Annotated in this window: 18 protein-coding genes; 11 read left to right on the top strand and 7 right to left on the bottom strand. The window is 51.9% G+C overall.

Translation table 11 applies throughout. The features are described from left to right. Positions 1 to 9 precede the first annotated feature (9 nt). Together DWB84_RS01500 and DWB84_RS01505 are read left to right on the top strand one after the other, a co-directional pair. A complete protein-coding gene (locus DWB84_RS01500) occupies positions 10 to 342 on the top strand; it encodes a Na+/H+ antiporter subunit G (protein ID WP_187407991.1) in 333 nt (110 codons plus the stop codon). Further along, positions 339 to 944: a hypothetical protein gene (locus tag DWB84_RS01505; protein ID WP_187407992.1), complete on the top strand. Its 606-nt coding sequence runs from the start codon at positions 339 to 341 to the stop codon at positions 942 to 944. Before DWB84_RS01500 ends, DWB84_RS01505 begins: the two co-directional genes overlap by 4 nt. On the opposite strand, the gene DWB84_RS01510 is transcribed toward DWB84_RS01505, so the two are convergent. The 6 genes from DWB84_RS01510 to argE all read right to left on the bottom strand — a co-directional run bounded on the left by DWB84_RS01510 (position 945) and on the right by argE (position 7,386). Then, positions 945 to 2,504 carry a hypothetical protein gene (locus DWB84_RS01510; protein ID WP_187407993.1) on the bottom strand — a complete coding sequence of 520 codons (1,560 nt, stop codon included), beginning with the start codon at positions 2,502 to 2,504 and terminating at the stop codon, positions 945 to 947. It lies immediately after the preceding gene. Between the two features lie 867 nt (positions 2,505 to 3,371). Then, on the bottom strand, positions 3,372 to 3,893 hold the full coding sequence (locus DWB84_RS01515; protein WP_187407994.1) for a M23 family metallopeptidase: 522 nt from the start codon (positions 3,891 to 3,893) through the stop codon (positions 3,372 to 3,374). 139 nt (positions 3,894 to 4,032) lie between these two features. After that, the gene (locus tag DWB84_RS01520; RefSeq protein WP_187407995.1) at positions 4,033 to 5,040 is read right to left on the bottom strand and encodes a PHB depolymerase family esterase; all 1,008 of its coding nucleotides are present in this window, start codon (positions 5,038 to 5,040) and stop codon (positions 4,033 to 4,035) included. Between the two features lie 307 nt (positions 5,041 to 5,347). Then, complete coding sequence (locus DWB84_RS01525) at positions 5,348 to 5,518, bottom strand: hypothetical protein (RefSeq protein ID WP_187407996.1); 171 nt, start codon at positions 5,516 to 5,518, stop codon at positions 5,348 to 5,350. 255 nt (positions 5,519 to 5,773) lie between these two features. Beyond that, a complete protein-coding gene (locus DWB84_RS01530; RefSeq protein ID WP_187407997.1) occupies positions 5,774 to 6,133 on the bottom strand; it encodes a hypothetical protein in 360 nt (119 codons plus the stop codon). A 107-nt stretch (positions 6,134 to 6,240) separates the two neighbouring features. Beyond that, on the bottom strand, positions 6,241 to 7,386 hold the full coding sequence (gene argE, locus DWB84_RS01535; protein ID WP_187407998.1) for an acetylornithine deacetylase: 1,146 nt from the start codon (positions 7,384 to 7,386) through the stop codon (positions 6,241 to 6,243). Positions 7,387 to 7,690: 304 nt separating this feature from the next. On the opposite strand from argE, the gene DWB84_RS01540 reads away from it, so the two are divergent. The 9 genes from DWB84_RS01540 to DWB84_RS01580 all read left to right on the top strand — a co-directional run bounded on the left by DWB84_RS01540 (position 7,691) and on the right by DWB84_RS01580 (position 16,667). Then, the gene (locus DWB84_RS01540) at positions 7,691 to 9,454 is read left to right on the top strand and encodes a GspE/PulE family protein (RefSeq protein WP_187407999.1); all 1,764 of its coding nucleotides are present in this window, start codon (positions 7,691 to 7,693) and stop codon (positions 9,452 to 9,454) included. Between the two features lie 159 nt (positions 9,455 to 9,613). Continuing rightward, complete coding sequence (locus DWB84_RS01545) at positions 9,614 to 11,089, top strand: succinylglutamate desuccinylase/aspartoacylase family protein (RefSeq protein ID WP_187408000.1); 1,476 nt, start codon at positions 9,614 to 9,616, stop codon at positions 11,087 to 11,089. A 94-nt stretch (positions 11,090 to 11,183) separates the two neighbouring features. Further along, positions 11,184 to 12,119, top strand: coding sequence for a hydroxymethylbilane synthase (gene hemC, locus DWB84_RS01550; RefSeq protein ID WP_187408001.1), 936 nt, complete (start codon positions 11,184 to 11,186; stop codon positions 12,117 to 12,119). Next, a complete protein-coding gene (locus DWB84_RS01555; protein WP_187408002.1) occupies positions 12,112 to 12,891 on the top strand; it encodes a uroporphyrinogen-III synthase in 780 nt (259 codons plus the stop codon). The genes hemC and DWB84_RS01555 overlap by 8 nt, the downstream gene beginning before the upstream one ends. 32 nt (positions 12,892 to 12,923) lie before the next feature. Beyond that, complete coding sequence (locus tag DWB84_RS01560; protein WP_187408003.1) at positions 12,924 to 14,126, top strand: uroporphyrinogen-III C-methyltransferase; 1,203 nt, start codon at positions 12,924 to 12,926, stop codon at positions 14,124 to 14,126. Beyond that, complete coding sequence (locus DWB84_RS01565) at positions 14,123 to 15,358, top strand: heme biosynthesis HemY N-terminal domain-containing protein (RefSeq protein WP_187408004.1); 1,236 nt, start codon at positions 14,123 to 14,125, stop codon at positions 15,356 to 15,358. Before DWB84_RS01560 ends, DWB84_RS01565 begins: the two co-directional genes overlap by 4 nt. Positions 15,359 to 15,370: 12 nt before the next feature. Continuing rightward, positions 15,371 to 15,727 (top strand): DUF4440 domain-containing protein, encoded by a 357-nt coding sequence (locus DWB84_RS01570; protein ID WP_187408005.1) that lies wholly within the window; start codon positions 15,371 to 15,373, stop codon positions 15,725 to 15,727. 71 nt (positions 15,728 to 15,798) lie between these two features. Next, positions 15,799 to 16,113, top strand: coding sequence for a hypothetical protein (locus tag DWB84_RS01575; RefSeq protein WP_187408006.1), 315 nt, complete (start codon positions 15,799 to 15,801; stop codon positions 16,111 to 16,113). Positions 16,114 to 16,427: 314 nt separating this feature from the next. Beyond that, the gene (locus tag DWB84_RS01580) at positions 16,428 to 16,667 is read left to right on the top strand and encodes a DUF6316 family protein (RefSeq protein WP_187408007.1); all 240 of its coding nucleotides are present in this window, start codon (positions 16,428 to 16,430) and stop codon (positions 16,665 to 16,667) included. Between the two features lie 128 nt (positions 16,668 to 16,795). On the opposite strand, the gene DWB84_RS01585 is transcribed toward DWB84_RS01580, so the two are convergent. Continuing rightward, positions 16,796 to 17,815, bottom strand: coding sequence for a Gfo/Idh/MocA family protein (locus DWB84_RS01585; RefSeq protein WP_187408008.1), 1,020 nt, complete (start codon positions 17,813 to 17,815; stop codon positions 16,796 to 16,798). Between the last annotated feature and the right edge of the window lie 6 nt (positions 17,816 to 17,821).

A 17,821-nucleotide genomic window follows, 5' to 3' on the forward strand; every position in this document is an offset into this window, starting at 1 on the left:
GGAATTTTTATGGAATTGTTTGTAGAAATTGTGGTTTCCATTTGTTTATTAGGCGGAGCTGCTTTTGCGCTTGTCGGCTCCATAGGGCTCGCCCGCCTGCCGGACTTTTATATGCGTCTGCATGGGCCGGCAAAGGCGAGCACACTGGGTGTGGGCGGTATGGTTATTGGTTCCACGATTTTTTTCAGCACTCGCGGTAATGGGCTCAGTCTGCATGAAATTCTGGTTGTTGTTTTTTTATTTATAACTGCACCCATCAGCGCCCATATAGTTGCCAAAGCGGCGCTTCACTTACAATTGCCTACGGTAGCGCGCACGCGCAGACCAGAAAACAAATCATGAGCTTACCTACGATGAAACAATTGATTAAATCTGTATTGATCCCAGTATGCAGCGTCGCATTGATGATTGATGCCGCGGCAGCGCCACGCACGCCAACCATTACCGATCAATTATTGGCAGTGCTATTGGAAAGACATCTGCCGGAGCCTATGTACGAACAAGCGAGCAATCCTTGGCCCGGTGGTGATTATTCTTTGCAGGTTCAAAAAGCGGGTCGCCCAGAGGTGACCAGTTCCGAAACCAATATTCACGTTAAAATTCCGCTGAAGGTATTGATTTCCGGCAAGGTTGCCAACGATATGTTGCAAATCAAACTTGCCTGTAGCAGCAGTTTTACCTCTATTGGGGAAATTGTTTTCACTCCGGCAAAACCCGGGGTGATTACTACCCTGACTTCAGCCATTACGCTGCCCGTGCCGCCGACGACAGCGAACTGTGAAGGGTTGCAATTTCCCATCGACGACTATCTGAAAACTGTGATAGCGCAGAATAAAAGGCAGTGGGAATTAAAGCTGGATGCGGAGCTGAAAGATATGTTGCAAGAAAAACCTGCGCAGGAATCGCTGCCGAAATCAAAGTCTGCTGCGACACCGCAACAGTAACTAATTTGCAAGCTTAAAAACGTGCAAATTGGAAAACGTGCGTTCCAGCTGATATCTGGGTAATGCACTTTTTATCACGTCTGAAAGTCTTGGTTGCGAATCTTCATGAAAATGTTCGTACTCATTTTTGACAGGGTTTTTCACCAATAAAAGAAATTCCGGTGGCGAGATGCCGAAGACATCCTCTATGTGTTGATGCCATTTATCAAACAGCTCGAAGCTTGGAGTTGGTTCATCCAATAATGCAAAAGATGCTGCGAATAAGGGTGATGTCAGCCCAGTCAGGTTGTAAACATGACATGGGCGTCCCCAAACCAGAATTTCTGTATCCTCTGTTTTTAGCGAATTGATGTAATCGGCAGCGCGTACAACATCGCCAACAGTGACATGTTCACCAGCGGGGTATTGGTCGTACATTTCCATTGCGGAAATTTTTCTAAGCATCACTGCACGTTGCAGTGAAAGTCCGGACCAGGCTTTCTTGGCGAAATCTACTACGGGGATACAGAGAATTATCGCCGCCGCCAGTCGGATATAAGTTGCGCGGTTTTTTTCAATCGCGAAGCGAAGTCCTGTTGCCATTGCGATTGAGATTAACAGCGCAAACAAGGGATATATCACCACCGCATGATAGATAAAGCCTTTGCCTTGCGCGAGAACAGAAATAAGCGTTGCTGGCGCTATAGCACCAACGAAAATTAAGGCAACTGGGGATTTTCTCCGAAGGGCAAGAGCACCGATAATGCTCCACAGAATAAACCAGTGCCACGAGCTTATAGCATTGGTTATAAGCGCCCGTAAGATTTCTACGGTGGTTTTGCCCCCACCGTAAACTTGCAGGTTGAAGAGAATCGAAATATCAAACCAATGATTAAGGATCCCCAAATAATGCGCCAGTACTGCGGTGCACAGTGTTAAGAAAATGAGGATAAACGTCGATAACGCCTGATCCCAGAAAATGGTGCTTAGTGTTCGATTGGTGTAACGCTTTGCCGAAACATCTGCAATTGCAAGCATTGGCGCCATGATAAGCAAGGTTGGTCGAATCAGCATGGCGACAAATAAAAAAGCCCCCATGCAAATCAACACTCGTCTGCTACCCCCAATAACCCGTAAATAAAGCATTAGTGCTGCGCCTACCAACAAAGGGGCAGCCACAATCTCTCGTTGACCATCCGCCCAATAGCCTATGGTGGTGTAAATGGCTATATAAACTGGAATCGATATAAGTGCTGCCGTTCGGTTGTAAATCTTGTCAAGGCTGATGGCTATGATCAGGCAGGAAAGCGGCAAAATAAACAGAAGCTCGAAAGTCCTGTAGGACTGAATGTCGGAGCCGAAAAGTGCCACGGAAGCAACATGAATTAACATTTGCCCAGGCCAATTTTGGTCTGCTGCATCTTGGTAGAGCTTTCCGCCCTGATTCACTACAAGGCCCACGTAATCGTAAACCGCGCTATCTGGATTGACGGGTAAGAGATAGTAGAGAGGGGGCAATGCGAGTAAGACTGCGGCCGCTCCAATTATCGGAAAAAAAATGCAGGCACGACTGATCACCATATTTAAGCTTCCGTTCTAAATCTATGTAGAGCCAGCAGGACCGGCACTTCCAATCCGTGAATTGATCTTTGATAGGAAGAGTCCGGTTCTCCTGTAGCCGTTGGATATTTGAGGGATAGAAATTTTCTTTGAAGGTCAGCCCGTTATGTCAGGCTTCGCTCCATTATCAAAGCTTTTGGTCAGGATTTAAAGCTATTGAGGGGAATCTCGGATATTCGGTAGTGGTGGATAGTTAGAGGTGGAAGATTCAAGAGTTTCGCAGGTTAAACTCTTTCTCTATGAATGCTCTTATATGGTGCAGGTTGTTTGAGCAGTACCATGCGCAGAATGACATGTTCGGACTATTCCAAATAACTTTTATTCAAGGTGAACGGGATGCCCATTTTAAAATCATCGCCGATAAAAATGGCTTCACTGGCGTCGACCAGCAATTGTTCTAAACAATTAATCAATCTTGAAGGATCGGGCTTTTGCAGCCAAATTCCCCGGATGTTACCAATGCGTCGAGGAGGGGATTTAAGCCCTGCCCGGCAATTTGCTCAGCAGGAGAAATCCCGGCCGTTGGTGAGGATTCCGGGTTTTTAATCCGAATTTTGTAACTGTGCACCAGCTCCATTGCACCAAAAAGGGGCTCCGCGAATGCCCCAAAATGATTATCGAAATTCTGCAACAGAAGGTTGCGCAGTTGATCGTTTTGTCATAGATGTTGGTTGGCTGACGAAACACTTCGATTTTTCGATCCGCTGATTGTTGAGATCAATAAAAGATTTCGTCCAGTCAAATGGCATTACTCCCCTGAAGATGAGGCAATGTGGCAGTTTTGTCGTGCAGGGTATTATCTAAATCAAACAAAACTGCTCAGAATATTCATTCTGCCTTCCTTAAATATTTATCCGGATCAATAAAGAAGGCTTTTTTAACTCCTTGGGTGGATCTGTCCATGGCCCATGGCGCAGGAAAAATTCGCACAATGGAGTAGTGCACGTGAGCCGGTTTGCCTTTGGCATTGCCGCTGTCGCCGACTTTGCCAATAGGTTCTCCGGATGTGACTATATTGAACCAGGCGGTATCAATGGTGTGTAAATGCGCAAAATAATGCAGCCGCCATTTGGGACCCAAGACCAGCACCACATTTCCGCCTTTTGCCAAATGGCCTTTATATAAAACAATGCCATCGGTTGTGCTCACTACTGGTTGGCCTAGTTTGGCAAAAATATCAATGCCTTTATGAACGCCCGATGTGCCCCAAGGTTCGAACCAAAAAGATTTGGGATGCCAGTCTTTGGCTGTTGCGCCTTTGACGGGTATAGAGATGCGTTCCGGCAGCAAAAATCCGCCGATCAGGATCACCGCAATGACAAGCAAAACTTTTTTGAATCGGGTTTTCATAAACGATACCAGACGGTTTTGCGCATCCTAAAGACGAACTGGTAATCGAGCAATGAATTGGGGGGAATTTGATGCGGGATAAGATTTTGCAGGAGGGAGAAAAAAGGCGCCCTAGAGACCAGGGCGCAAGATTACTGCATCAGGGCAAGGTAAATCGTTTCAAGAAATTCCAACCAGTGTTGGGGTCATGTGGAGAGTGGCCATTACTAACAGTACACAATCCGACTTCCACACCGTCGTTACATTGAGTACTGATAGAACAGGTTCCTTGTGTCGAGGTTTGATTGGTACAGCCGTTTTTCTGCTTCCAGGTGTTGTTGGTATTTACTGCACCGAGAAAATTGATACAGGTGCCGGTCAAACAATCACGACCGCCTTCGTAACGAACAATTGTATCGTTGGAAGCTCGCTGGGCTAGGATTGGAACGGCGCGCGGCGGATTACACTGGCCGACGTTCTCTTGCAGCAAGTCGAAAGCTTCTGGCGCGAAAGCGGCAAACACATCAGCTGCATGGCAAGCCAGATAATGCGTCATGCCACCGCCCATGGAGAAACCAGTGGCGTAAACGCGGTCGGAGTCAATGTTGGCGATTTTTTTCACGTCTTCCACAATCGCTTTGGCAAAGGCGACGTCATCCACAGAACGATCGCTGGTACAGCAGGGGCCGACGTTCCAGGCGTTCCCGACACCTGTCGGAGCAACCAGAATAAAGCCTTCCCGATCGGCTATGCCGCGGTAACCGGTGGAGCTGATTTCGCTGCCGCCATTGCCGCCCAGGCCGTGGAAGCGCAGTACCAAAGGCACGCGTCGATCCGTTGGATAGCTACTTGGTACATACAGGTTATAAGAGCGGCTTCTGCCACCTACGGTAATTCTTCTTTCCCCGCTTGATGGGCGGGTCGTAATCAAGTCACCAGAAGATGAGCTGGAGCTTGAAGAAGAGCTGGAGCTCGATGATGAACTGGAGCTGGAAGAACTGGATGAAGAGCTTGACGACGAACTTGAAGATGAGCTGCTTGAGGAGCTGCTGGATGATGAGCTGCTTGAAGAGCTGTTTACAGGTTGGCCGCCACCACAACCGACCAACAGCGATGTCGTCAACAACGCCAAACAAAAACTGGATTTCAAATTCATGGATCTCGTCATGGTCATTACCTGATCAGAGTTATTAGTATCGGATGTCATTTGCCGAGCGCCCTCTCCGCTACAACAAGTGTGCGGGGGTATTTTTTGACGAGACTATAAAATCTAAATGTGAGGAACCTGTGAGGTGGGGGCTATATGGTCTAGCAGGAGCTTTTAACTGTGAGGTTCTGCACACTTTGTGCTTGAACGGTTTTGCGCTTGAGCTGTTGCGTGGAGTTGGAAGAAACGCAGCGATGCTGGAATTTGATTTACGTGTGATCTAATTGTGAGAGCCGTTCACTAAACTAACGGTAGGCACAACCCAGTTTTACGTCATTGCGATCAATAATTCCTCGGAATTATTGGGTGGCCTTAAACCATCTACGCTATTGGCGAAGTAATGTTCGGTCATGGCTGCAGACGAGAAATGTTCTGCTTTTTTAAAACCGACATTGTAGGCAAGAGACATTATTTCTTCGGCTAAGCCACGGAGTGCCATTGGCGCGGGCACCTTCTGCTGCGCGTTCACCTGCTGGGTCTAGCATTTCGAGCGGACATAAAAATGACATGACAAATTTAGAGCGCAAATGAGATTGGCGCAAGGTGGACATGATGGCGCCTTTGGTCAAATACATACTGACCCGTCGAAGCAATAACGGCTGGACGCTTTGCATCGAAGCCAGCGTCGACCAAGCGTTCAGCAATTAATGTTCGTGCAGGTAAACGCCAGAGTCAGGTCTGGCGCGTGCGGGTCTCAGCGATCAAATTCCTTCAAGGACGCAAGAATTTCATCCAATACATCTTCCACTCCGAGCGCTTTTTTACGCGCTGCGTCGTACATTTCGCGCAGAATAAATGCGGAGGCGGGGAGGGCGGCTTTTAGTTGGTCGCTGGTTACGGTTTCGATCACGCGACCGTCCCGCACAATTTCCAGTTTGTATTGGCTTGGTGCTGCATTGGATTCTTCGCCAACGTCAGCGGAAATGCGCACGCTGTATTTGGCGAAATCCGCTTCGTACGCGGTTTGGGAATCCAGCTCGCGCCAGGAGGTTGCGCCTGCGGCGGCGCTGCGGCTAAGGGCTCGTATAACTCGGGAAATTTTGTCGTAATTCATAGCGTCCTTGAAATGCAATAAATTAATAAAACTCGCCAATTAAATGGCGATAAAAAAACAGGGTGTGTGAAATTCCAGATGGTTAACACCTCCTTGTGAACAAGCATTTAAAGACAGAATTTGCGAATCAGCTCTTCAATGATTTTAATCGCAGGCGCAATTTGGCTTTGCTCGATAAATTCATTGGGTTGATGTGCCTGATCAATTGCGCCGGGACCCATGATAATGGTTTCCATACCGATTTTTTGCAGGAAGGGCGCTTCTGTAGCAAAAGCAACGGCGGATGCAGTGTGGCCGGAGAGTTTTTCCGCCGCTTTGACGATGGCGGAATCGGCTTTTTCTTCGTAGGGATCGATACCGGGGAAAAGTGAGGAAAACACTATATCGCAGCCGGCTTTTTCCGCGAGGGGACGCAGGCGGGTCTGCATATCGTGACGCAGTTGCTCCAGCGGCATGCCGGGCAGCGGGCGCAAATCAAAATGCAATTCGCAGCTGGCACAAATGCGGTTGGGATTGTCGCCGCCGTGAATACAGCCGAGGTTGAGTGTCGGCACCGCGACATTAAACCCGTCGTGACGATATTTGCTTTGTAGTTCGCCGCGATATTGCAGTAATTGCGTAATGATGGAGTTCATGACTTCCAGCGCATTTTTTCCCAGGCTCGGGTCGGAAGAGTGGCCGGCTTGACCTATCACGCGCACGCTTTCCATCACTATGCCTTTATGCATACGAATCGGCCGCATGCCGGTAGGTTCGCCGATTACCGCATAGCGCGCTTTGGGCGAACCCTGCGCCGCCAATGCGCGTGCGCCGCACATAGAGGACTCTTCGTCCGCCGTGGCCAATACGATTACCGGCTCGCGCAATTCCACCTCGCGAAAGGTCTCCAGCGCGGCGAGTACCACCGGGAAAAAACCTTTCATATCAGTGGCACCCAGGCCGTAGAACCGCCCATCTCTCTCGGTCAGGGTAAAGGGGTCCTGCTGCCACAATTCCGGGTTGCACGGCACTGTATCTGTGTGGCCGGCAAACACCAGTCCGCCGGGGCCTGTGCCTTTTACCGCGACAAGGTTGTATTTGCCCGGCCAGCCAGCGATTTCCTGTACTTCGCAACGAAACCCGAGAGGTTCCAACCATTGGGCGAGCAGGGTGACGACCTGGTGGTTGCTTTGATCAAATTCGGGGCTGGTACAGCTGACAGAGGGGGCGCCTACAAGGGCGGCGAGCTGGGACTGGAATTGGCGGAAATTCATAGGATCACAATCGGTATTTGTTTAACCGCAGAAGCGGTAGATGGGGTCGGATTATAGCCATATTCGCGGGTCGACCGGCTTTTGGCCTTCAGCCAGTTTTTAACGCGCTAATAACGGAGCGCTCCATCTATGGCTTGCCGCGAGTTGAACCAATTGAGCCTTCGCGAAGATGATTGGTTCCGCAGCTACCATATCACCGCCATCTCAATTGGGACAGCGCAGGTGGTTCTGACGCGCTTGGGCGGTTCCGGCTACAATTCAAAAACATCTTTCTACACATAAATTCCAGTGGCGTGAGCATTTTATGACCGATCGTTTGTTGGACCTGCGCGGTATCCTGACGGATTTACAGAAAAGTGGACGCATTGCCCAAGAGGACGTCAATCGCGTTCTGGGCAGCTCTCGCAGCCGCGAAGAATCGGCACTCCATCCCATCACTTACCTCGGCACGCAACAATTGGCCGACCGCCAACGCCCTGGCAAAAACTTGGATGAATTGGCCTTAACCGCCTGGCTGGCGGAGCAATGCAGCTTGCCGCTGTTTCATATAGATCCTATGAAGCTGCAGGTAGCGGCGCTGGCGGATGTGATGTCCTATGCCTTCGCCAAACGTCACGATCTGCTGTGCGTGAAGATCACCGCCGATGAGCTGACCGTGGCGGTGGGCCAGCCCTACAAGCGCGATTGGGAAGAACAGTTGCATCAGGTATCGCGCCGCAAGATTGTGCGGGTATTGGCGGTGCCCTCCGAAATTGAGCGCTACAGAGTCGAGTTCTACTCGCTGGCGCGCTCTATTTCTGGGGCTGCCGGCGGTGCGGCGCGGCCGAGTGGGGTGGCAAATTTTGAGCAGTTGTTGGAGCTGGGCAATCTCAAGGACCCGGAAGCCAACGACCAACACATCGTCAATATCGTCGACTGGTTGCTGCAGTATGCCTTTGATCAGCGCGCCAGTGATATCCATATAGAACCACGGCGGGAAACAGCGCGCATGCGCTTTCGCATCGACGGTATTTTGCATTCCATTTATGAATTTCCCGCCAATATCGCCACCGCCATTATCAGCCGGATCAAAATCCTCGGCCGTATGAACGTGGCGGAAAAGCGCAAACCGCAGGACGGCCGCTTAAAAACCAAAAACTCCGACGGTGCCGAAGCCGAACTGCGTCTGTCCACTATGCCGACGGCGTTTGGCGAAAAGCTGGTGATGCGGGTGTTCGACCCGGAAGTGTTGCTGCGCTCCTTCGATGATCTTGGGTTGATAGGCGAGGACTACAACCGCTGGCACAGCATGATGAAGTCGCCCCACGGCATTTTGCTGGTGACCGGTCCCACCGGTTCCGGTAAAACCACCACGCTTTATTCGTCGTTGAAAACTCTGTCCACGGACGAAGTAAATGTCAGCACCATCGAAGATCCTATCGAAATGGTGGAAGAGGCCTTCAATCAGACCCAGGTGCAGCACAATATAGGGCTGGATTTCGCCGCTGGTATTCGCACCCTGATGCGACAAGACCCGGACATCATTATGGTCGGTGAGATTCGCGACCTGGAAACCGCGCAAATGGCGGTACAAGCGGCTCTCACTGGCCACTTGGTGCTTTCCACTCTGCACACCAACGACGCGCCTACGTCGATTTCCCGTTTATTGGACCTGGGAATCCCAGCATATTTGTTGAAAGCGACTGTTGTGGGAGTGATGGCGCAGCGTCTGGTGCGAACCTTGTGCAAACACTGCCGGGTGAAAACCGAGGTGGATAAAGAAGACTGGGAATCGCTGGTGCGCCCCTGGAAGGTGACCAAGCCGGAATTTATCTATACCGCTGGCGGTTGTCTGGAATGCCGCAACACCGGCTATATGGGTCGGCAGGGCATCTACGAAATTATGCCTCTGACTGAAAGTCTGCAGCGTCTTATCCATGACGATACCGACCTCAACATGCTGCGCCAGCAGGCTATGAGGGAGGGAATGCGCACCCTGCGTCTGTCGGGCGCGCAAAAAGTGGCCGCTGGGCTCACCACCGTGGAAGAGGTGCTGCGTGTCGCTCCTCCAGTGGAAAAGTATCAATAACCCGCCGCAGTCTCCTAAGCGGTGTGGCCCCTTGACCGCCGCAGGGTACTTTCCTACCCTGCGCGCCCAGTAGTCCCTCGTAGATAGCTGCTCTCCTGACAGCGTCTAACGGATCGCAAGGGATGCAACTCTCGATGGTTTCCTAGGCCGAGGTCATTTATGGCGTTATTCCCAAGGGTATGTCTGTTTGCGCTGCTGACTTTGGCCTTCCCTGCAGGCTGGGCGTCTGATGAAGAAAGCCACTCTTTAGGAGAGGAAATTGCGGAAAGCGCATCTGAAGCTTCTACAGATTCGGGAGCTGTGTCGGCGACGGAAACAATCGCGTCCGAATCCGAAAATCCTGCCTCCGAGACTTCCTCTGCACCCGAACCAGCTGGCCCACCGCCGGAGCCGGTTCCCGCCTTGCCGCAAGCGGAAAACGTCAATTTAAAAGAAGTGATTTCCAAACCTCTGCAAGAGGTATTGCCGCAGGTGCAGCCTCCGCCAGTGGTGGAGGAGACTGCGCCGGACCAAGTGACAACCACTGAGCCAGTCGCACCCCCGGCAGAACCTGCACCACCACCGGTAGTAGAGCCTTTGCGTATGCTCGGCGCGGAAGTATTGCCGGGCACCTCGACCCGTCTTGCCTGGTCTGCCAAAGATTTTCTGGCGGGGATTTCCGTGCCTACGCCAGTTTTGGTGGTCCACGGCGCCAAACCTGGTCCTAGGGTGTGTCTGACTGCGGCACTGCACGGCGACGAGCTCAACGGTATAGAAGTGGTGCGGCGAGTGCTCTACGACCTCCAGCCGGACAAACTGAATGGCACAGTGATCGGTGTGCCCATCGTCAACCTGCAGGGTTTCCGCCGCGCGTCCCGCTATCTGCCCGACCGACGCGATCTCAACCGCTATTTTCCTGGGCACCCCACCGGCAGTTCAGCGGCGCGCATCGCCCATTCTTTTTTTAATGAGGTGATCAGCCATTGCCAGTATCTGGTGGACTTGCATACAGGCTCCTTCCGCCGTACCAACCTGCCGCAATTGCGCGCCGATCTGACCAACCCGGGGGTAGCCGAATTGACCCGTCATATGGGCGCGATCGTGGTATTGCACAGTAAGGGAACGCGCGGTTCCCTGCGGCGCGCGGCGGTCAACGCAGGTATTCCGGCAGTGACTTTGGAGGCAGGGGAACCTTTGAATGTTGAACCGGATGCGGTTCAGCAGGGCGTACACTCCATAGAAGCCCTGCTCAGCAAATTGAACATGTACCCCTACAAAGGCATGTGGGCGCGCAAAACGGAACCTGTGTACTACAAATCCCGCTGGGTTCGTGTGCCGGCAGGGGGTATTCTGCTGAACAAGGTGCGCCTGGGTGAGCGGGTCAAGGCGAATCAATTTCTCGGAACCGTAACCGACCCGATTACCAATATCTCCCACGAAATCCACGCGCCTATTCCGGGCCGGGTGATCGGTATGGCGCTCAATCAGGTCATGCTGCCGGGGTTTGCCGCTTACCATCTCGGCTATCAGGCGACCGCGGAAGAGGCGGCGGAATTTGACGCAGGGCCGGAGGACGCCGCCGATGACGACGCCGACGTGGAAGAAGAGGAGGATGGATTTGAGCCCTCTCTGCCTCAAACCGGAGCGGTGCAATAGCCTCGCTTCTGACACTTGGGGCGAGCCTTTGTTATGATCCCGCACCCTGCTTGGCGAAGCAGGGCCAATGTTTCACTCTGAGAAGGCCATTTCTATGACCCATCCACAAAAACTGCGTATTGCCACGCGCAAGAGTTTACTGGCGCTCTGGCAGGCCAATTACGTGAAGAGCCGCCTGGAAGCGCACCACCCCGGTTTGGTGGTGGAACTGGTGCCCATGAGCAGTCGTGGCGATGTATTGCTGGATGTGCCGCTGGCCAAAGTGGGCGGCAAAGGTCTGTTCGTCAAAGAGCTGGAACAGGCCCTGTTAAGAGGCGAAGCGGACATAGCCGTGCACTCCATGAAAGACGTGCCCATGGAATTCCCGGAAGGGCTCGGCCTAGTCACCATCTGCGAGCGCGAAGATCCCCGCGATGCCTGGGTTTCCAATACCTATGATTCCATCGACGACCTGCCCGCCGGTGCGGTGGTAGGCACATCGAGCCTGCGACGCCAGAGTCAAATCCTCACTGCCCGCCCAGATCTCACGGTCAAATTCCTGCGCGGCAACGTGCAGACCCGTCTCGATAAACTGGACGACGCCGAATACGACGGCATTATCCTGGCCGCCGCCGGCCTGATCCGCCTCGGTCTGGAAGAGCGCATCCGCGGCTATATTTCTACCGAATTCAGCCTGCCTGCCGGTGGCCAGGGAGCAGTAGGGATTGAATGCCGCGTGGCGGATGCCGCCATTATTGATTTGCTGAAGCCCCTGCATCATTTGCCTACGGCGCAAGCCGTATTGGCCGAGCGCGCCATGAACCGGCGTTTGGAAGGCGGTTGCCAGGTGCCCATCGCCAGCTATGCGGTGCACCAGAATAACGAACTCTGGTTGCGCGGTTTGGTGGCGGAGCCCGATGGCTCGAAAATCCTGCGCGGCGACGTTCGCGGCCCGGCGGAAGAGGGCGAGGCCATGGGCATCAAGCTCGCAGAACAACTGTTGAGCCAAGGGGCCGACGAGATTCTGCGCAAGGTTTATGGTCGTGGCTGAAACGCGCATCTGGGCGACACGCCCAGAGGAGCAAAACGCCGAATGGCGGAAGTCGCTGGAAGCGCTTGGGCGCAAAGTCATCGACTTGCCATTGCTGGCCATAGAACCGGTGCAAGAGCCGGAGGAAATCCAGGCGATCAAAAACCATATCCTGGATTTTGATCAGTTCGACAAAGTGTTTTTTGTCAGCCAGAACGCGGTGCGCGAAGCATTTAACTGGTTGCACAACTACTGGCCGCAACTGCCCCTGGGGGTGGAGTATCTAGCGGTCGGCAGCAAAACCGCCGAAGCCGTGCGGGCCGAGGGAGTGCCGGTGGTCGCTGGCGAAACATCCATGGATACGGAGGAAATTCTGGACCTGCCGCAAATGCAGAATGTTGCGGGTCAAAAGATTCTGATCTGCCGCGGAAAAGGTGGTTATCCCCGCATGGGGGAAATCCTACAGAGCCGCGGCGCCACAGTGCGCTATTGTGAGTTGTACCACCGGCGTTTGCCGGCGGAAGCGGCCGCCAAAGCGGCGCCGCTGCTGGCGGCGGGTTGTGCCGCGGATGTGGTGCCGCTGTTCAGCGGCGAAACTGTGCAGAACTACATACAAGTCCTGGAGGCCAATCGCGTTAGCGAGCGCGGCATGGTCCTGGTTGTACCGGGCAAGCGAGTGTTACAGGCAGCGGAAAGTGCCGGCTTTAGCCGGGTAGTGGCGGTGGAAAATGCCACGCTCCCCGTCATGTTCGCCGGTGTACAAGAGGCTCTAAGATCCATAGGCGCGCCATGAGGCGGCCATTCCTTCAACTCTGAGTGAGTCTTATGGCGGACAACAACGACAAATCACCCATCGACCCCGCTCTTCCATCTGAATCTTCTGCTGAATCCTTGAAACTGCGGCCGCCTGCGGCAGCGGAACCTGCGAAGCCGACCACAACAACTCCTCCGAATTCCAGCGGAATAGGGTGGCTGCTTGTGCTGATCGTGCTTATGGCTGCTTTGGGCGGCGCGGGTTACTGGTTCTGGCAGCAATGGCAAAGCCGCGAAGCCGCGATTGACCGCCAACTGCAAAATAATCAAAGCGAGCTTGGCGAGCTGCGCAGTCAGCTGCAAGAGGAGTTCGACGCGCAAGTTGATGCGCTGGTGCGCTCTGCCAATGAGCGCGAACAAGCGCTGCAACAGCAATTGCGCCAGCTCCAGCAAACGCAAAATGAGCTGCAACAGCAGCTGCAGGGCCAGCAGCAACGTCTTAACAGCCTGTCGACTACCAGTCGTGAAGACTGGCTGCTCGCCGAAGCAGAATATCTGCTCAATGTGGCCAATCAGCGTGTGCTGATGGAGCGCTCGCCAGAAAATGCCCTGGCATTGTTGCGCGCGGCGGACGATCGCCTGCTGCAGGTGAGCCAGGGCAGTGGCGATGCCACTGTATTTGCGATTCGCAAAACTCTGAATGAAGAAATAGCCGCATTGGAAAGCGTGGAGCCAGTAGATAAAGAGGGTATTTATTTACGCCTTTACGCCCTGGCGGAAACCGTCGAGACCTTGCCGCGACTTGCGCCTACCGGATTTGAAACAGAAGTTGAACAAATCAATGAAGAGCCTGCCGCCGACTCCGAGCCGGAAAATTGGGCAGGAAAATTGTGGCGTGAGATTAAAAATATCGCTGGCAGTCTTGACCGTTATGTACGCATCGATGACGTCACTACGCCAACAAAACCTTTGGTGGACACTTATTCCGCTCAATTGGCCGCATTAAATGTCCGCCTGCTGCTGGAACAAGCGCAATTGGCGGTGTTGCAGGAAGAACCGCGTGTTTATCTCCACAGTTTGGAACAGGCGCAAAAACTTCTGCAGCAATATTATGTGGATAGCGAAGCCAATCGCCGTTTGCAAAACGCCCTGCAAGAATTAACGCACATCAATGTGGCGCCGTCCCTGCCGGAAATTACCGAGTCCAAAACCCAATTGCGGAATTATTTACGGCAACTGCACCGGGTTCGCCCAGCCGCTGAGGGACAACTATGAGAAAAGTGATTCTCGTCAGCGTGCTCGCCATAGTGGCGGGCGCCGGATTGTGGCATTTGCTGCAATATGACACAGGTTATGTATTGGTTGTCGTCGCCGGCAAAACCATTGAAATGCGTTTGGTTTTTGCGCTGCTTTGCGTATTGCTGTTCCTCTGGTTGTTGGGTGTGCTCTGGCGTTTTGTGCGCGGTACCGGAAGTTTTATGCGGCTTGGCTGGGGCGCAGCTGCGCGTCGCCGCGCACTCAAGGCGGAATTGCGTACGCAGCGCGGTCTGCTGAGTTTTATTGAAGGCGACTGGCAGAGCGCGGAAGAAAACCTGCTCAAGGCCGCGCGCAAGCAAGACAAACCTCTCGTGCAATATTTGGCGGCTGCGCACAGTGCTCATCAGTTAGGGCAATTTGATAAAGCGCAGGAATTATTAAATAAAGCACAAGCCGTTTCACCTTCGCACTCGCACCTTATTTCTCTCAGCCGTGCGCAGATGTTATTGGATAAAGGCCAGTACGAATCCAGCCTTGCCACGCTTCACCGCGTCAAAACCGCGCTGCCTTCTCATCCGCTGGTGCTGAATTTATTGAAAAAAGTCTATGTCGCCATGGGCGATTGGCCAGCAGCTGAACTTTTATTGCCGCAACTGCGCGCGCATAAAGTTTTGCCAGAAAATGAAATACAGAAACTTGAACAACAAACCTACGCAGGCTTGTTAAATCAGACAGGCAAAAAATTGCGCGAAGAAAATAAAAGCGCAGTATTGGAAGAATTGGAAGAAATCTGGAAGCGCATACCAAAAATCAATCGCAAACAACCTGAACTCGTCTTAATTTACGCGCGCTATTTGGTGCTCGCCGGCGCGCACGATGCTGCTGAGGCATTAATTCGCCAAGCTCTTAAAGAGCAATGGTTTCCCGCGCTCGTCGAACTTTACGGGCTTGCCTCTCCCACCGATCGTCAAAGCCAGCTTCACTACGCGCAACGGTGGGAACAGGAGCACGCTGACGATCACGAATTACATCTCGCCTTAGGCCGCATCAGTCTGCGTAACGAACTCTGGGGGCAAGCGCGCGACCACTTCCTCACCAGCCTCCGCCTCCACCCAACCCCCGCCGCCTACGCCGAACTCGGCCGCCTGCTCGCCCACCTGGGAGAGCCGCAACAAAGTTCGGATTATTATCAGCGCGGATTGCTGCTGGTAACCCACGGGCTGCCTGGGTTGCCGATGCCGGGTGGGTGAGATAGGGATTAAATGGAAATATTTCGCGAAATAGAAAATCTTGAAAGGGAGTTGGTCGATCCAAAAATCCGCAAAGATATTGGTCGTATTCAAGAACGGCTGTTTGATGAATTTGTCGAGTTCGGCAGCTCTGGCAGAGTGATTCTGAAAAGCGATGTTATAGCGGATGCAAATCAGTCGCGGATGTCTACTTATCAGCTGTCGGATTTTCGGTTCAAACTGCTCGGCGACTCCCACATCTTAGTTACCTATAGCTCCGTTGTTTCCCCCTCGCAACAAGTCGCCCTCCGCAGCTCCATTTGGATCAGTGAAAATGGCCGTTGGCAAATGCTGCATCATCAAGCTACTGTAGTTCCTGATAGCATTTAACAATGCACGGTGCGTGACGTTTTGTTCGCTGCGCGTGTTGCAATCAGGAAACTTTAACAGGAGGATGTTTTATGCAATCTGTCTATCTCCCTTTGCAGTTGGCACCTAATAATCTGTATCAGCCGATTTTGCCTAATTGGTCGTTTAATTTTTTAAATGTAAACGCCGGCGTTTCCTCAAATGCATCTATGGAGCAGGAAATTCTTCAGAATGTAGGCAGCTATGGCAAACAAATCGGTCACTTGGCAGAAGCGCTGGAAATTGTCATCGAGAGGCTGAAATTGCTTGATGATTCAGCGTTATCCGATTCAGATAAGGATGCGCTTAAGGTTTTTCTTGGGGATGTATCTGCGGTCCGCCAATTAAAAAAGAAAAATCCGCAATGAAGCGATTTATCTTATAAATTTTTCTTCTTCTTTAATAAGTTGTCCGCTGCTGTATAACCAGATATTTCAGTAGCGCTAAATCCTTTATGAAAAATTTTTCGACACCCTAGCCGCTTGGCCCCGGCAGATACCGTTCGTCACCTTATTTCCAATCGCTATTGTTGGCTTTTGTGGCAAGTGTCAAATTTGCTTACAGCGCAGTACAAGGGCTTCTTAAGGTTTTTTGCTTAAGTGCTTGATGGAAAAGCCAAATTTGGATTTGGTTCAAATTGTGCTTTGCTTCGTTTGACTGTGATTTACTAGGAGATGTAACTGTGAATTATCGCAAAGGGGAGAAAGAAAAAACCTGGTTCCGTACGGATCGCTTTTTTACCATCGGTGCTGAATGGTATGCCACCACACGGGAAGGCCGAAATCTGGGGCCGTTTAAAACCCGTTATCTGGCCGAGCAGGGGTTGATTCAATACATTATTGATGTGAAGAACAACCGCAAGCCGAGGTTACAGGTTGCCAAACCGACTAACGACGTTTGGAAAAGCAGTAACTATATTTAATCCTCTAAAGGTTCAGCGCCTCTCTCATAAAGAGGCGCGGCTCTCCCCACGCCTCTTTAAATTCCTCATACATACGTATAGTTCAGGCAATTGGATGTCTGTGAAAACACAGATTTCAGAGATGGCTTCTATAAGTAAATCTCTTCGCCAGTTTCCGCCGCCTTATAAATTGCCTCGATAATTTTCATATCGCTAAGCCCTTCTTGCCCAGAAGCGTAATCCGGCGGTGGATGGCCAGAAGAGATGAGTTGTCCCAGTTCTTCCATTTGCATCAGTTGATGATGTTCGTTGGGCAAATCGATCGGCTGAATGTGATCTTCGTCGGTGCGCAAAATACCGCTGAGCGGACCGTAGGAAAAAGCGGATTCCAATTTATAAAAAGCTTTTTCCGCTCGGATACAGAGTTCATCGATATAGTGCTCAAACCCCGCGTAGGCCGTGACATAAGTGCCGCGCGGAAATTTCATCTGCCAGGAAATACTGCCTTCAACTTCGGCATATTTTTCGGTGTCTACAACCGGACCAAATTGCGCTTTTACCGAAACGGGTTCCTCACCAGTAACGTAACGTGCAGCCTGAATGCAATAAATGCCCACATCCATCAGGGCGCCGCCGCCGGATAATGTTTGGTTCAAACGCCACTGACCGGGTTCGCCGACATTAATGCTGAAAATTGCATTGATGTAATCTACTTTGCCGTAAGTTTTATTGCGTCCCCATTCAGCAATTTGTCGGTGAAAGCGATTGAAGCGCAGGCGATATCCAACTGCCAAGTGCACACCCGCTGCGCGACAGGCTTCGATCATGCGCTCTGCGTCTGCAATATTGGTGGCCATGGGCTTTTCCACAATCACGTGTTTTCCTGCTTTGGCTGCGCGGATCGTAAAGTCTGCGTGCATGCTGTTGGGCAAGCATATGTAGACGGCATCTATATCTGGGCAATCGACAATACGATCAAAATTTTCATAATTCAGAATATTGTCTTGTGCCAAATTCCATTCTTTTTGCCATTGGGCAGCCTTATCCGGGCTGCCCGAAACGATTCCTGTCAGTTTCCAGAATTGGGAATTTTGCAGGGCGGGGGCGATGCGGTCTGTGGCGTAATGCCCAAGACCGACTAAAGCTAACCCAAGTTTTTTCTTGCTCACGGCTAT

This window comes from Saccharophagus sp. K07, assembly GCF_014336955.1.
Taxonomy (GTDB): domain Bacteria; phylum Pseudomonadota; class Gammaproteobacteria; order Pseudomonadales; family Cellvibrionaceae; genus UBA5868.